The sequence below is a fragment of the Bacillus sp. OTU2372 genome, assembly GCF_038440275.1.
GTDB classification, from domain to species: Bacteria; Bacillota; Bacilli; order Bacillales; family Cytobacillaceae; genus Neobacillus; species Neobacillus bataviensis_B.
This window is the reverse complement of the sequence record NZ_JASATK010000023.1, coordinates 1-14,430: the sequence shown is the minus strand read 5'-3', so window position 1 is coordinate 14,430 and position 14,430 is coordinate 1. Positions and strand designations below refer to the sequence as shown.

General features: G+C 39.7%; 12 protein-coding genes, 10 tRNA genes and 1 rRNA gene. 1 reads left to right on the top strand and 22 read right to left on the bottom strand.

What is annotated here, in order from left to right; translation table 11 throughout:
• Positions 1 to 42: 42 nt before the first annotated feature.
• From AAHB15_RS24395 to sigW, 10 genes are all read right to left on the bottom strand, one after another.
• Positions 43 to 480 carry a PTS sugar transporter subunit IIA gene (locus tag AAHB15_RS24395; protein ID WP_335572762.1) on the bottom strand — a complete coding sequence of 146 codons (438 nt, stop codon included), beginning with the start codon at positions 478 to 480 and terminating at the stop codon, positions 43 to 45.
• 3 nt (positions 481 to 483) lie between these two features.
• Entirely contained in the window at positions 484 to 2,373 is a 1,890-nt protein-coding gene (locus AAHB15_RS24390) for a BglG family transcription antiterminator (protein ID WP_342043537.1), read from the bottom strand.
• On the bottom strand, positions 2,366 to 2,608 hold the full coding sequence (locus AAHB15_RS24385; protein ID WP_342043536.1) for an HTH domain-containing protein: 243 nt from the start codon (positions 2,606 to 2,608) through the stop codon (positions 2,366 to 2,368). The genes AAHB15_RS24390 and AAHB15_RS24385 overlap by 8 nt, the downstream gene beginning before the upstream one ends.
• A 57-nt stretch (positions 2,609 to 2,665) precedes the next feature.
• Positions 2,666 to 4,117, bottom strand: a complete 1,452-nt coding sequence (locus AAHB15_RS24380) for a PTS mannitol transporter subunit IICB (protein WP_335572764.1) — start codon at positions 4,115 to 4,117, stop codon at positions 2,666 to 2,668.
• A gap of 186 nt (positions 4,118 to 4,303) precedes the next feature.
• A complete protein-coding gene (glmS, locus tag AAHB15_RS24375) occupies positions 4,304 to 6,106 on the bottom strand; it encodes a glutamine--fructose-6-phosphate transaminase (isomerizing) (protein ID WP_335572765.1) in 1,803 nt (600 codons plus the stop codon).
• A gap of 511 nt (positions 6,107 to 6,617) precedes the next feature.
• Positions 6,618 to 7,967, bottom strand: a complete 1,350-nt coding sequence (gene glmM, locus AAHB15_RS24370) for a phosphoglucosamine mutase (protein ID WP_335572766.1) — start codon at positions 7,965 to 7,967, stop codon at positions 6,618 to 6,620.
• Positions 7,968 to 8,006: 39 nt separating this feature from the next.
• Positions 8,007 to 9,275, bottom strand: a complete 1,269-nt coding sequence (locus tag AAHB15_RS24365) for a CdaR family protein (RefSeq protein WP_098532676.1) — start codon at positions 9,273 to 9,275, stop codon at positions 8,007 to 8,009.
• Positions 9,268 to 10,095, bottom strand: a complete 828-nt coding sequence (gene cdaA, locus AAHB15_RS24360) for a diadenylate cyclase CdaA (protein WP_144568388.1) — start codon at positions 10,093 to 10,095, stop codon at positions 9,268 to 9,270. The genes AAHB15_RS24365 and cdaA overlap by 8 nt, the downstream gene beginning before the upstream one ends.
• Positions 10,096 to 10,230: 135 nt before the next feature.
• Entirely contained in the window at positions 10,231 to 10,854 is a 624-nt protein-coding gene (locus AAHB15_RS24355) for an anti-sigma factor (protein WP_335572767.1), read from the bottom strand.
• 16 nt (positions 10,855 to 10,870) lie between these two features.
• Entirely contained in the window at positions 10,871 to 11,434 is a 564-nt protein-coding gene (sigW, locus tag AAHB15_RS24350) for an RNA polymerase sigma factor SigW (protein ID WP_098532682.1), read from the bottom strand.
• Between the two features lie 125 nt (positions 11,435 to 11,559).
• Here sigW and AAHB15_RS24345 point away from each other — a divergent pair, with 125 nt between their 5' ends.
• Positions 11,560 to 11,784, top strand: a complete 225-nt coding sequence (locus AAHB15_RS24345) for an aspartyl-phosphate phosphatase Spo0E family protein (RefSeq protein ID WP_335572768.1) — start codon at positions 11,560 to 11,562, stop codon at positions 11,782 to 11,784.
• 40 nt (positions 11,785 to 11,824) lie between these two features.
• On the opposite strand, the gene rocF is transcribed toward AAHB15_RS24345, so the two are convergent.
• From rocF to rrf, 12 genes are all read right to left on the bottom strand, one after another.
• On the bottom strand, positions 11,825 to 12,724 hold the full coding sequence (gene rocF / locus AAHB15_RS24340; protein ID WP_335572769.1) for an arginase: 900 nt from the start codon (positions 12,722 to 12,724) through the stop codon (positions 11,825 to 11,827).
• Between the two features lie 474 nt (positions 12,725 to 13,198).
• Positions 13,199 to 13,274 (bottom strand) — tRNA-Ala (locus AAHB15_RS24335).
• Between the two features lie 3 nt (positions 13,275 to 13,277).
• Positions 13,278 to 13,352 (bottom strand) — tRNA-Gly (locus AAHB15_RS24330).
• A gap of 33 nt (positions 13,353 to 13,385) precedes the next feature.
• A tRNA-Lys gene (locus AAHB15_RS24325) sits at positions 13,386 to 13,458 on the bottom strand.
• Position 13,459: 1 nt separating this feature from the next.
• Positions 13,460 to 13,534, bottom strand: a tRNA-Gln gene (locus AAHB15_RS24320).
• Between the two features lie 46 nt (positions 13,535 to 13,580).
• A tRNA-Tyr gene (locus AAHB15_RS24315) sits at positions 13,581 to 13,665 on the bottom strand.
• An 18-nt stretch (positions 13,666 to 13,683) separates the two neighbouring features.
• A tRNA-Thr gene (locus tag AAHB15_RS24310) sits at positions 13,684 to 13,759 on the bottom strand.
• 29 nt (positions 13,760 to 13,788) lie between these two features.
• Positions 13,789 to 13,864, bottom strand: a tRNA-Val gene (locus tag AAHB15_RS24305).
• A 37-nt stretch (positions 13,865 to 13,901) separates the two neighbouring features.
• Positions 13,902 to 13,976, bottom strand: a tRNA-Glu gene (locus tag AAHB15_RS24300).
• A gap of 21 nt (positions 13,977 to 13,997) precedes the next feature.
• A tRNA-Thr gene (locus AAHB15_RS24295) sits at positions 13,998 to 14,070 on the bottom strand.
• A gap of 28 nt (positions 14,071 to 14,098) precedes the next feature.
• Positions 14,099 to 14,173: transfer RNA gene (locus tag AAHB15_RS24290), tRNA-Asn, on the bottom strand.
• Between the two features lie 13 nt (positions 14,174 to 14,186).
• Positions 14,187 to 14,302, bottom strand: a 5S ribosomal RNA gene (gene rrf, locus AAHB15_RS24285).
• Positions 14,303 to 14,430 lie beyond the last annotated feature (128 nt).

Sequence of the window (14,430 nt, the reverse complement as noted above, 5' to 3'; positions counted from 1 at the left end):
AATCTATTTCTTTAGGGCTTACTTAGGTCAATAGCGATGAAATTAATTAACATCTTCAAAAATAGCAAGTATTTCATCAACAGATTGCGCGGAAACTAGTTTCTCGATGTTTTCTTCTTCGGAACAAATAATGGCAATATTAGATAGGATATCTAAATGTTCATTATCTTTTCCGGCAATACCAATAAGCAGCTTAACAATATTTCCAGCACCAAAGTCTACACCCTGAGGTACTTGAACAAACGAAATGCCTGATTCCTTTACAAAAGGCTTCGAGTCCTCTGTGCCATGTGGAATGGCTACAAAGTTCCCCATATAAGTAGAAGTTAACTGTTCCCTCTCGAGCATCTTTTCAATATAGTTAGTCTCCACATAGCCTTTTTCAACAAGTATTTTACCCGTTAATCTAATTGCGTCCTCTTTTGAATGAACTGTTGTGTTTAATTGAATATTGTCTTTTGCTAAAATTGAATTTGCCATTTCTTATACACTCCTTAATTCTGTTAATTTTTGATTAAAAAATTGCTCAAATCTTCCCGTCAGTAATCCTATAATTTGTTCTTTATTATTAGATTGAAAAATTCTAATCGTTTCTTCGCTTTCGATTAACAATGAGCTTAGAAAGCTCAATACCTCTAAAGTCTTATTGGTTGTATGACTAGGTGATAAAAGCAGAATCAGGGATTTCATGTTCATTTCTACCCCATCCATACCAATAACCACGATCGGTGTATGAAGTGTGTTGATGATAAAACAAGGCTGCATGACATGGTGCGAACGGGCATGAAATAACGCCATGGCTGTTTCAGGGATACCAACTCCCCCCAGACTCTCTCTATCAAGGATGGCCTGTATTACCTTTTCGGCATCATTTATCCTTTGTTGATCAGACAGGTTTTTACAGTCAATAGTTAAGAGCCCTTCCACCGTGTGGCAGCCATTTACATCTATTACTTCAAATCCCTCTAGAACGGTTGCAATCGTGCTTGCATATTCCTTGATACTTTTCATTTCCTCTATAAAACTAATAGTATTTTTTGCAATCTTATTTGTTTGGAATGTAACTGGAAGTTGTTTTTCTGAGCTATTAGCAAACTTGTATTCATTTAAAAAAGACCGAATTTTTTCAATTTCATCCTTATTTAAAAATGGATTTACCACTATATAATCCGCATCATACTCCGGAATAGGGATGGTTGATATCACAAGTTGATAAACTTCCTTATTCATTTTTCGAAATTCCATTACCGATACATTTTGGATTTGTTTTAGATTTGGGAATTCTTTTTGTAATCTTGTTGTCAGCATTTTAGATGTGCCAATGCCACTAGAACAAACCACTAGTGTTTTAAAGCTTCCGAGGTCTTTATTACCCATTATAGCTGCTCCAAAATGCATGACTAGATAGCCTGTTTCCTCATCCGGAACAAAAAATTCAGGGAACACTTGGTCTACAGCTTGTTTGACGATTGCAAATAAATCCTCATAGTCCTTTTTTATCTTATCTAGCAAAGGGTTACTAATGCCCATCTTTTCCTTTATCCGATAGATTGCTGGCTTTAGATGTACAATAAGACCTTCAAAAAGAGAACGATTGGCCGATAAATCTATACCAACTAACTTCCCTACTATTTCTATCAGCTTTTTTGTTTTTATGGCGGTCTGTAAACTTGCATCCTCTATTACATGTTCATTTTCATGCCTTAGTTTAGCTCCCTTTAAGTGCATCGTAATATAGGCTACTTCGGCATCCGGTATACGAATTTGAAATACCTGCTCCAATTGGGAGACTATTTTTTGTGCATAGGTGTATTCCTTGGTTACCTTCTGGTCCTCCAAATAGGCCAAATTTATTTTAATACCTTCCCCTTTTTGGATTCTTTCTAAAGCCAGAGCTAAATGAACCACAAGACCAATATAAGCACTGTCTGCCATTGAGAAGGGCAGCTCTTGAACAATAGACTTAACTATGTTTTCAACAATAACTAATTTCCTTTTTTCAACCAGTCCCATTAGTCTTTCAGAAATAGTGTGAATTTGCTGTGTCGATCTCATTTGAATATTATCTCGTGTTAAGGAAAGAAGCTCAGACTCATCAAGGTATTCGGAAATTAAATGGCTCATTGCCCTTCTTTTTGCACTTTCTTCCCCCGCGATTTCTACACCGTATCCTCTTCTTCGGATAAGATTTAATCCAAACGATTTTAACTTCTCTTCCAGTTTTGTTAAGTCAGAGCTTACAGTTGCAATGGTTACGTTTAAGTCTGTGGCAAGTGCAAGAAGTTTTACAGGTTCATTTGTTTCTAAAAGCTCACATAGCATAATGGTTTGTCGTTCATCTGGTGTATATTCTGTATGTGACAGATTAAACAAATAGAGTTCCAGATCCGAAATTCCTTTTTTCTCGCCGGTTAGTTGGACACCGACTCCTGATTTTTTTTTGTAATGTCAGGTTATATTCGTCCAGAATATCTTCTATGTTTTTTAAATCTCGATGGATCGTTCTTCCACTAACACCAATTAAATCTGCAAGATCCTTTACGGTTGTTTCATCAGTGGTCTTTAATAGGATTTCAAGAATTTGCCGTTCTCTTGCCGAAATATACATTTCTCACCTTCCTTAAGGCAGGAAGGGCCTATCACATTATGTGTAGGCCCCTATGACTTATCTTTTCAGGCTATTTACTAACTCATCATATTTAGGGCTGTTTAAAAAGTTTTCAACTGAGATATGCTTGGCATTTGGTAATTTAGCTTTTGCACGGTCTGTTAAATCCTTATGTGTAACAACAACATCTGCATCTGATGGTAAATTACTAATCGCCGTGTTCGTAACGGTTACATCTAAACCTGCTTTATTTACTTTATTTCTTAGAATGGAAGCACCCATTGCACTAGAACCCATTCCAGCATCACAAGCAAAGACAATTTTATTTACATTTTCAGGCTTGATTTCATCTTGTATTGCTAAGACAGAAGTCACTGAGCTTTTCTTGCCTTTCATCGCTTCCATTTTAGCAGCTGCAGAAGATAAGTCCTCCTCAACTGTTGCTTTGCTTGTTCTTAGAATCAAGGCCGCTACCGCAAAGGACACGGCCGTTGCCACGATTACACCCGCTAATGTTGCAAAATATCCACCTCTTGGTGTCATTGCAAGCAGCGCAAAGATACTTCCTGGTGATGGAGCTGCAACAAGTCCTGCATGAAGAATGTTAAATGTGAATACTCCACTCACACCGCCTGCCATTGCTGCAAAAATTAACATTGGCTTCATTAGGATGTATGGGAAGTAAATTTCATGGATACCACCTAAGAAGTGGATAATTACCGCACCTGGTGCCGTTTGTTTTGCTGTTCCTTTTCCAAATAACCAATAAGCAAGTAAGATACCAAGACCAGGACCAGGGTTTGTTTCTAGTAGGAATAGTATGGATTTTCCTGCTTTTGTTGCTTGTTCAATTCCTAGAGGACTTAGAATACCATGGTTGATCGCGTTATTTAAGAATAGTACCTTTGCTGGTTCAATAAATATGTTAGCAAGTGGAAGCATGTTATGATCCACGATGAACTGAACTCCAGATGCTAAAAATTTGCTTAAGGCTTCAACAACGGGGCCCACACCTTTATAAGCTAAAAGAGTTAAAGCGCCTCCAAGAATACCTGCTGAAAAGTTATTGACTAACATTTCAAATCCTGACTTTACTTTTCCCTCAATCAGTTTGTCGAACTTCTTAATGACAAGCCCGCCAATTGGTCCCATAATCATGGCGCCAAGGAACATTGGGATATCGGTTCCGACAATCACACCCATTGTTGCTGTAGCTCCGACTACTCCACCGCGGATATCATAAACCATCCGGCCACCGGTAAAACCTATTAATAATGGCAATAAGAATGTGATCATTGGGCCGACTAGTGTAGCGAGATCCTTGTTTGGAATCCATCCTGTTGGAATAAATAATGCTGTAATTAGCCCCCATGCAATAAAGGCACCAATATTCGGCATGACCATTCCACTTAAGTAGCTTCCAAATTTTTGTATTTTAACTTTTACATCTGATTTTTCTTTAGCTGTTTCATTTGGTACTTTTATATCTTTCTTAAGTGCTTCACTCATCACTTTTCCCCCTTCTTTATTTTGTTGCTCTACCTATCCTTAATAATAAAGCGGTTTCATTAGGTAAACAATCGATACAAAATTTCATTTTGTCACACTGATTGTTGCCAACATTTACTTTTCTAAAAAAAAAAAGGCTGGAGATGAATCAAGTAATGATTCATCTCCAACCTTATATTAGCCTTTTTACTCAACCGTTACCGATTTAGCAAGGTTACGTGGTTTGTCAACATCACAATCACGGTGTAAGGCTGCGTAATAAGCAATTAATTGTAATGGGATAACAGAGATAAGCGGTGTTAATAACTCATGTACTTCAGGGATGACAAAACTATCTTCATCCATATTTAGACCATCCATTGAAATAATGCATGGGTTTGCTCCGCGTGCTACAACTTCCTTTACATTTCCACGAATACTTAAGTTGACGCTCTCTTGCGTAGCAAGGGCAATAACAGGTGTACCTTCTTCAATTAATGCAATCGTACCGTGCTTTAACTCACCGCCGGCAAAACCTTCTGCTTGAATATAAGAAATTTCCTTAAGCTTCAAAGCACCTTCAAGGCCAACATAATAATCAACCCCGCGGCCGATAAAGAAGGCATTGCGTGTGACGGATAAGAACTCTCTTGAAATATGTTCAATTAGCTCTTTTGAGTCACATAGAACTTCCATAGCATTCGCAATAATACCAAGCTCATGGATTAAGTCAAAATCAACTGGAATTCCTTGGCTCTTCGCCGTTACATCCGCTAATATCGCTAACACAGCCAACTGTGCTGTATAGGCTTTGGAGGAAGCCACCGCAATCTCAGGACCAGCATGCAATAAAAGTGTGTAATCCGCTTCACGTGAAAGTGTCGAACCTGGTACATTCGTAATCGTTAATGTACGATATCCGAGCTCTTTCACTTTTACAAGTACAGCACGGCTGTCAGCAGTTTCACCGCTTTGTGAAATGAAGATAAACAACGGCTTCTTAGTTAGAAGCGGCATATTATAAACAAATTCACTTGCAATATGAACTTCCACTGGCAGTTTAGCAATGGTTTCAATAAACTGCTTTCCAACCAATCCTGCATGATAAGATGTTCCAGCTGCGATAATATAGACACGGTCAGATTCATTCATAGCGGTAATGATTTCAGGGTCGATTGTCAATGCCCCTTGCTCATTTTGATAAGTTTGAATAATTTTACGCACGACCAGCGGCTGTTCATCGATCTCTTTTAACATGTAGTACGGGTAAGTTCCCTTTTCAATGTCACTTGCATCCAATTCAGCAGTATATGGCTTACGGCTAATGATATCGCCTTGTAGATTTTGAATGGTAACTTCATCTTTTGTAACAAGGACAATTTCCTTATCCATTAATTCAAGATATTGATTTGTTACTTGCAGCATCGCCATTGCATCACTAGCTACCACATTAAAGTCACTTCCAAGGCCGACTAAAAGCGGACTTTTGTTTTTTGCAACATAAATGGTTTCATTGTCTTGTTCATCTAAAAGCGCAATTGCGTATGATCCATGTAAAAGGGTTAGCGTCTTACGAAATGCCTCAATAACCTCTAAGCCCTCATTAACAAATAACTCAATCATCTGAACAACCACTTCAGTGTCTGTTTCGCTTTTGAATTGTACATTTGTTAGATATTCGCGTTTTAATAGATCATAGTTCTCGATAACGCCATTGTGCACTAGCGTAAAGCGGCCTGATGTGCTTTGGTGTGGATGGGAGTTTACTTTGCTTGGAACGCCGTGTGTTGCCCATCTGGTATGACCAATTCCGATATTCGCTTTAACATCTAAATCAACAATTTCACGTAAGTCAGCAATACGGCCCTTTTCTTTAAAAACATGGATACCATATTCATTCTTTACAGCGATTCCAGCTGAATCATAGCCTCTATACTCAAGTTTTTCTAAACCTTTTAATAGGATTTCCTTCGAATCATTATTACCAATATATCCAACAATTCCACACATTTTCTTTTTCCTCCCAAGATTCAGGGGGCAAGAATGCTTTGGAGGCGTGCTTGCCCCCTCATCTCTGTTTTTGATAAAGGTATCTGTCTATACCTTTTAGAACATTACAGTTAGTATGCGCATATTCTTCTCTTTGTGCACAGAGTTGCCTCTATGTTTTAAAGAAGAACTTTTCGGTTGTGCGTTTGCAACCGGGAGGTATCCGCCGAACATTCGATAATCCTCCTCCTCGTCAACTAATCAACCGTCTTTGATTAGTTCAGGCGCTTAAAAATTTCCGTTGTCCTCTACCTCTATCCTCCTTACAAAAATTCGCTATAAGAAACAGCAAATTAATCTTACATGATTACTCACGTTTCCGTCAACTAAAAACTTAAACCTTAACATTATTGATAACTTTCCATAATAAAATATGCATAAGGGAAATAATCCGTTCCCTTATGCATAAAGAAAGGCAATGCGTGCAGCTGAGAAGTTACTCGCAGTTGTTCCGCACTAGCTTATATTTTTTCTATTCCTTTAATTCCATCTCTTCTTTCACTACCTCAACAATTCGGTTGACAAAGGATTCACAAAGTTCTTCGGTTGCTGCCTCTGCCATGACACGAACAAGCGGTTCTGTTCCACTTGGACGGACAAGAATTCTCCCGTTCCCAGCCATCTCTGCCTCAACTTGTTCAATGACAGCTTTTACTTCGGCATTTTCGGTCACATGGTTTTTATCCGTTACTCGGACATTGACAAGCTTTTGCGGATACTTTTTCATTTCACCGGCTAATTCTGATAATGGCTTCCCGGTTACCTTCATGATATTAACCAACTGCAATCCTGATAATAATCCATCACCTGTTGTGTTGTAGTCTAAGAAAATGATATGTCCTGATTGCTCACCGCCAAGGTTAAAACCACTTTTCTTCATTTCTTCTACCACATAACGGTCACCTACCGCTGTAGGTACACTATGGATTCCATGAGTTTCAAGGGCTTTGTAAAAACCAAGGTTACTCATCACGGTTGAAACGATTGTACCATGCTTTAAACGTCCTTGCTCTTTCATGTACTTCCCGCAGATGTACATGATTTGATCGCCATCCACGATATTCCCCTTTTCGTCGATTGCAATTAAACGGTCGCCGTCTCCGTCAAAAGAAAGGCCTACGTCTGCTCCTTTTTCTTTTACAAGAGCTGCCAGTGCTTCTGGATGTGTTGATCCTACTCCGGCATTAATGTTTAATCCATTGGGAGAAGCCCCCATTGTTGATAAATCTGCGTCAAGGTCTGCAAATAAATGGCTTGCTAATGCCGAGGTTGCCCCATTTGCACAGTCCAAGGCGATATGGATGCCTGAGAAGTCCTCATCCACTGTATTTTTCAAGTATTGAAGGTACTTCTGACCGCCTTCAAAATAATCCATCACCTGACCAAGGTCCGCACCTGTTGGTCGTGGCAGCTGGTCTTCCGGTAAATCAATATAGTTCTCAATTTCTAATTCCTGTTCATCTGACAGCTTAAAACCATCTGGACCAAAAAATTTAATTCCATTATCCGCAACTGGATTATGGGAGGCGGAAATCATAACACCTGCTTGAGCCCCTAATGCTTTGGTTAAATAGGATACCCCAGGTGTTGAAATGACTCCCAAACGCATGACCTCTGCCCCAATAGACAGTAACCCGGCTACAAGCGCTCCTTCTAACATATGACCTGAGACACGTGTATCACGGCCAATAATTACTTTAGGGCGATCTTTATCCTTTGTTAAAACATAACCGCCAAAGCGCCCCAATTTAAAGGCCATCTCCGGTGTTAATTCGCTGTTTGCTACTCCACGTACCCCATCGGTACCGAAATATTTACCCATTTTAAAAAATCTCTCCTTCGACATGTCTATTGCTAGATATTAGGCATTATTAGTAATGGTTATTTTTGCTGTTGATTTATCAGGCGTCCACTCGATATCCGTTGGCCCTTTTACCTGGATTTTGACATCATGAGTCCCTTCGGTCAAGCCGGACAAGTCAATAAAAACCGTGAAATCACTAGGCCCCAGCTCTGTTACCGACTCAGTTGGGCCATTCACTTGTAAATTAACAGTCTGACTCGTCGGATCATTTACTTCTGCTTTAAAGTTATCCGCTAAGCCTTGAATTTCCAAAGGTATGCCTGAGACCGTTTTTTCTTCATCTGTAGCCGTTACTTGTTCATCTGTGGCTGTTTTCTGTTCCTCTTTTTTCACCACTACCGTTGCTTTTACTAATTGAGGGGTCACCTTCGTAATCCCATTTGAAATAATAACCGGCAGGGTTAGTGTTGTGTTTTCCGTGATCTTACTTAAATCGACTTCTACTCGAACACTTTCTGTATCTTTTAAGACCTCTTCACTTCCGGTAATTTTGGCTTCCGTTTCATCTAACTCAATAGATTCTATCGTAACCCCTTCTGGAGAAGTTCCCTTTTTCACTATATTGATCGGAACCGTTTTGCTGTTCGACTTAATAGGAATGGTTACATTAACTGTTTCAGGTTCAACAGTAACATCCAACTTATTTAATTTTTTATCAAGTACTTGAATTTGCGCTTGTTTCGAAATGGTTGCTTTTAGTTTACCATTACCCTCAAGGGTGGCTTTAACGTAGGTAATTCGGTCAATGTCACTTTTAGCACCAGTAATTTTTACTTTTCTAGGTTCAACCACCGGCAGACCAGCTGAGTAACCATCTTCTATTTGGCTGGAATCGAATTCTGCTTCGACCCTGAATTCCTTCGAAATCTTTTCTTGCACAGACACCGTCACACTGGCTGGCTTCATGGTTGCCTTTAATTTATCAGATAAATTTTTAATCTTGAGCTTTACCTTCTGATCTCCAATTTTTGCATTTGTCAGATCGACATATACCTCAAAGTTCTTTAAAGCCTTAGCCGATTGGACATGTGTGATAGGACCCTTTATGGTTACATCTACCGTGTTCGGAATCCCCGATACAACCAAGTTCTCAGTATCATAATAAACCTTTACAGGGATATCCTTTATAGTCGCAGTTGTTTGCTCCCCAGGAACATTAACATCTGTTAACTTCCCACCTGTATGAGGTATAGAGGAATATAATAGGACCGCCAATAATAAGGCCAGTATTTTTATAAACCAAGGATTATCAAACATTTTATCCATTCTGTTTTCCCCTCCAGTTCCAACGAGCTGAAGAAGCCTGTTTATCTTTAGGATGGATCAACATTTCTCGGGTAAGTAATTCTTTTAGTTCCTCCACTTTCAAATCACGATGAAGTTCTCCATTCTTTGTCAGTGAGATTCCCCCCGTCTCTTCAGAAACGATGACTGTTAAGCTATCAGTAACCTCACTTATTCCTAAGGCTGCCCGGTGCCTAGTACCCAATTCCTTCGAGATAAATGGACTTTCAGATAAGGGAAGATAGCATGCTGCCGCTGACACATTATTTTTTTGGATAATGACTGCACCATCGTGAAGTGGTGTATTAGGAATAAAAATATTAATGAGCAATTCCGAAGAGATATTGGAATTTAATCGTATACCTGTTTCTATGTAATCACTCATGCCCGTTTCTCTTTCAATTGAAATTAAGGCTCCAATACGGCGTTTTGCCATATAATCAGTTGCCTTAACTATGGCTTCGACTGTTTTTTCCTGGTTATCATCGTCTTGTGTACTGCTTCGCGAGAAGAATCGCCCTCTTCCTAATTGTTCAAGCGCTCTCCTGAGTTCAGGCTGAAAGATAATGATTACCGCAAGAAATCCCCAATTTATGGCCTGTTGCATCATCCAGCTTAAAGTAATTAAGCCGAGCCACTCACTGACCACCCTGACAAGAAGAATAACAAGGATCCCTTTTAATAATTGAACGGCCTTTGTGCCTCTTATCACATTGATCAGTTTGTAAATGACGTACCATACGAGGGCAATATCAACAATACTAGCTAGATACTTCCATATACTGAGATCAGCAAACTGCATTGTTTCTTCCTCCGTAACTTTCTAAGAACATACAATTCATACAACTAATTTATTATACCATAACTTCACCATACAACTTATTATATGTTTGTGGTTAAAAAAACAAATCACCCGTCACTTGGAGTGATTTGTTTTTTATTTGGTTTCAGGCTGGCCAAAGATATCTAGAACGTCTTGAGTAGTTCTTTTCATATGATACCAAATCCAGTCGAAAACTTCATTTACTTCTTCTATTTGCCCTGTTACATGACCTGCAGAGGCTAAGTATTTTTCCCCGTTAATCACGGTAACATCACCTTGAACCTCGCCTTCTATCCGCACATTCCCATTGTGAACTACAACATCTCCTTTAACCGTTTCACCTTTTGGGACTATAACTGTATTATTTTTAACCACCAAGTTCTTTTGCTTGGAAACAGAAAATTCCTGATCTTGGCTCCATGTTGAAAATAAGCTTCCCATCATAAGAATAATAAAAACAGAAGCTGCTGTGAGCATAGGATGATTTGTAAACCATCTCTGCATCCAAATTCTTTTCTTTTCTTTTGGCAGACGGGCGAGCACATTAGCTGTGAAATCCGGTGACGCCTGCATATGAGAAATGCCTCTAACAAATGCATCCGTCTTTTTTAATTCATTAAAGATCGTTTCACACTCTTTACAACTTTTGAGGTGGTCTCTTAAGGCTCTTTCTTTTTCTGGGTCTAGTTCTTCATCTAAGTAATCGTGCATGAGTTCGAAGATTTGTTCAGGACACATTTATGTTTTCACCTCTTTATACATATCGTAATTGCTGCCTTAATGCTTCCCGGCCGCGATGAATTCTTGTTTTAACAGTTCCAAGAGGAAGATTGAGAATCTCACTTATTTCATTTAGAGACATATCTTCCATATATTTCAGGACAATTGCGGAACGATACTTTTCCGGCAGTTTTAATATTTCCTTTTGAACAGTCTCCTGCAGCTCAAGACTTTCTACTTCGGCCTCCGGCAAAGGAGAATCCGAGGAGATTTGCGAATACATGGTTAACCCCTCTGTCCCAGCTACTTCCGCGTCTAAGTAATAGTCTGGTTTCTTTTTGCGAATCCGGTCGATGCAAAGATTTGTCGCAATTCGAAAAAGCCATGTTGAAAACTTCTTATCCTGCTTAAACGACTGGATATTTACATAAGCACGGATAAATGCTTCCTGCGCGATATCCTCCGCTTCATGGCGATTACCCAGCATTCTGTAACATAATTGGAAGACACTGTTTTTATATATTTCTACGATCTCTCCGAAGGCGTTCTGATCACCTTTGATAACCTGTTTTATTCTTTTTTTCACTATTGTATCCATTAAGTTTCCTCAGCTCCAATGTCGCTATACGATATACGAACGTCAGCAAAAAAGGTTTCGTTTTTAAACGAAAAACTTCTCAATACCTTTAATATTAACAAAAATTTACCAATGTGGGACAAAATATGTTTAAAGATTTTAATACAGGGGAAAAAGGTAAATATGTACCTAGAAAGAGGTGGAAGGAGATGTCTTCTCTATACCGTGGATTACTAGAAGAAATAGAAATTCAACGAAATGATATGGTTCGATTAGCATCTGAGACTTCTCTGTCTAATCACAAAGTAATTGAAGCTAGTAAAAGGCTTGACTGCTTACTTAACAAATACCATCTATTTTTGTACCGGTAAAATAGCGCAGCTGCATATTTTAATATGCAGCTGTCTATTTTTATAGTAGTTTTTCACCAAATAACGATCCCATTAGCTCCACAGCACATATAGCAGTTTTATTTTTCTCGTCTAGGATTGGATTTACTTCCACAAATTCCGCAGAGGTGATGATTCCTGCCTCTTCAAGCATTTCCATAGCGAGATGGCTCTCACGATAACTAATCCCACCAATAACAGGAGTTCCCACGCCTGGTGCATCACTTGGATCTAGACCATCTAAATCAAGCGATAAATGAACTCCATCTGTTTTTTCATTTAGATAGGCTATTGTTTCCTCCATGACCTTAGCCATTCCCAATCTATCTATTTCATGCATGGTATAAACCTTTATTCCCTTTTCCTTAATTAATTCTTTCTCACCGTCATCTAGAGATCTAGCACCAATAATGACAATATTTTCTGGTTTTACTTTCGGATTATAACCGCCAATTTCAGTTAATAACGGATGACCCAAGCCAATGCTTACAGCAAGAGGCATTCCATGGATATTTCCTGATGGACTTGTTTCGGCCGTATTTAAATCACCATGAGCGTCATACCAAATAACACCTAGATTCTTATAATGTTTAGAAACACCTGCTAGTGTGCCAATTGCGATGCTATGATCTCCACCAAGTACGAGTGGAAAGGCACCGGATTGAACGGCTTCATCCACCTTGCCGGCAAGCAAAGCACTTTTTTCTGCAACTAGATCTAGGTTCCTTAAATTAGATTCTTTATCAATGACTACTTCTGGTCTGCCAACCGGGATATCACCCCAGTCATGGATTTCATCAAAGAGTGGCTTTAACCTTTCGTTAATTCCCGCATAACGGATTGCACTAGGTCCCATATCTACTCCACGTCTCATTTGTCCTAAGTCCATCGGCATTCCAATAATTGATAGTTTTCTTTTCATCCCCATATTCCCCCTTGCCTGTTATACCTCCTATTTTAACCGCTTTCATAGTGATGACTCAACTCGACAAAATTCTGTATATATATGCGTAATTGTAAAATAATTCTGTGGTTAAACGATTACACGACGACGGTGACTATTTCTTGCGGTAAGAGAGGAGGTAGAGCCATTAGAAGAAAGGATGGTTCGAAAATTTAAGATTGGGGATATTGTTTACTGGCTTTTTAATAGTTTTGTCTTCAAGGAGGCCTATAGAGGACACTCCTTCCTGGGTTTGCTTTTATTTTGTCCTCAACAAAGGTTATTGAAGATATTCCTCTCTTCACTTCAACCAGTTATGTTCTCAACTTGGTCGTAGAGCCTAATAAAATCAATTTATCCCTAATTTGTCCCTAATAAAAGCTGCTAGATCGTCTAAAAAATAAAAAAAGCCTTAAACCATTAACATGATTTAAGGCAAAATATGTAGTGTGATGGTGGAGTCTAGGGGGATCGAACCCCTGACCTCCTGCGTGCAAAGCAGGCGCTCTCCCAGCTGAGCTAAGACCCCATTTGGAGCGGAAGACGGGATTCGAACCCGCGACCCCCACCTTGGCAAGGTGATGTTCTACCACTGAACTACTTCCGCATAACGCGGATAATATTATAAGTAAAAAAGAAATGAGCCATGAAGGACTCGAACCTTCGACCCTCTGATTAAAAGTCAGATGCTCTACCAACTGAGCTAATGGCTCTTGGCTGGGCTAGCTGGATTTGAACCAACGCATGTCGCAGTCAAAGTGCGATGCCTTACCGCTTGGCTATAGCCCAAAGATGTAATTACTTCTAGTATGTCCAACTTTTTAAATAATATAAATGGTGGAGGGGGACGGATTCGAACCGCCGAACCCGGAGGGAGCGGATTTACAGTCCGCCGCGTTTAGCCACTTCGCTACCCCTCCACACTCAAAAAATATAAATGGTGCCGGCGAGAGGACTTGAACCCCCAACCTACTGATTACAAGTCAGTTGCTCTACCAATTGAGCTACCCCGGCGTAAAGTTTGGATAAATAAGAATAATATATGGTGGAGGATGACGGGATCGAACCGCCGACCCTCTGCTTGTAAGGCAGATGCTCTCCCAGCTGAGCTAATCCTCCAAATTTATAAAAGTTATTATCGCTACCGAAAAAACTTTGGTGACCCCTACGGGATTCGAACCCGTGTTACCGCCGTGAAAGGGCGGTGTCTTAACCGCTTGACCAAGGGGCCATAATATTTTTGTTAAAGGTAAGCTTCCAAGCGGGCTCGAACCGCTGACCTCTTCCTTACCATGGAAGTGCTCTACCTGCTGAGCTATGGAAGCATAGCTGAAAGTTAAATTGACATAAAAATGGCTCCGCAGGTAGGACTCGAACCTACGACCGATCGGTTAACAGCCGATAGCTCTACCACTGAGCTACTGCGGAACGATAAATAACAGCCTGGCAACGTCCTACTCTCACAGGGGCAATGCCCCAACTACCATCGGCGCTGAGAAGCTTAACTTCCGTGTTCGGTATGGGAACGGGTGTGACCTTCTCGCCATAATTACCAGACTATTTATTAGACACTATCTTATTATAATGTCTTTTTTAAAATTTGCAAGAGAAAATTTTAATATTTTCATTCTCTCAAAACTAGATAATATAGAAGAAATTCCGTAAAAACGAGTTAGTTCGCTTTT

Coding starts and splice junctions, on each gene's coding strand:
- AAHB15_RS24395 (WP_335572762.1), bottom strand. CDS start 480: ATGGCAAATTCAATTTTAGCAAAAGACAATATTCAATTAAACACAACA.
- AAHB15_RS24385 (WP_342043536.1), bottom strand. CDS start 2,608: ATGTATATTTCGGCAAGAGAACGGCAAATTCTTGAAATCCTATTAAAG.
- AAHB15_RS24380 (WP_335572764.1), bottom strand. CDS start 4,117: ATGAGTGAAGCACTTAAGAAAGATATAAAAGTACCAAATGAAACAGCT.
- glmS (WP_335572765.1), bottom strand. CDS start 6,106: ATGTGTGGAATTGTTGGATATATTGGTAATAATGATTCGAAGGAAATC.
- glmM (WP_335572766.1), bottom strand. CDS start 7,967: ATGGGTAAATATTTCGGTACCGATGGGGTACGTGGAGTAGCAAACAGC.
- AAHB15_RS24365 (WP_098532676.1), bottom strand. CDS start 9,275: ATGGATAAAATGTTTGATAATCCTTGGTTTATAAAAATACTGGCCTTA.
- cdaA (WP_144568388.1), bottom strand. CDS start 10,095: ATGCAGTTTGCTGATCTCAGTATATGGAAGTATCTAGCTAGTATTGTT.
- AAHB15_RS24355 (WP_335572767.1), bottom strand. CDS start 10,854: ATGTGTCCTGAACAAATCTTCGAACTCATGCACGATTACTTAGATGAA.
- sigW (WP_098532682.1), bottom strand. CDS start 11,434: ATGGATACAATAGTGAAAAAAAGAATAAAACAGGTTATCAAAGGTGAT.
- AAHB15_RS24345 (WP_335572768.1), top strand. CDS start 11,560: ATGTTTAAAGATTTTAATACAGGGGAAAAAGGTAAATATGTACCTAGA.
- rocF (WP_335572769.1), bottom strand. CDS start 12,724: ATGAAAAGAAAACTATCAATTATTGGAATGCCGATGGACTTAGGACAA.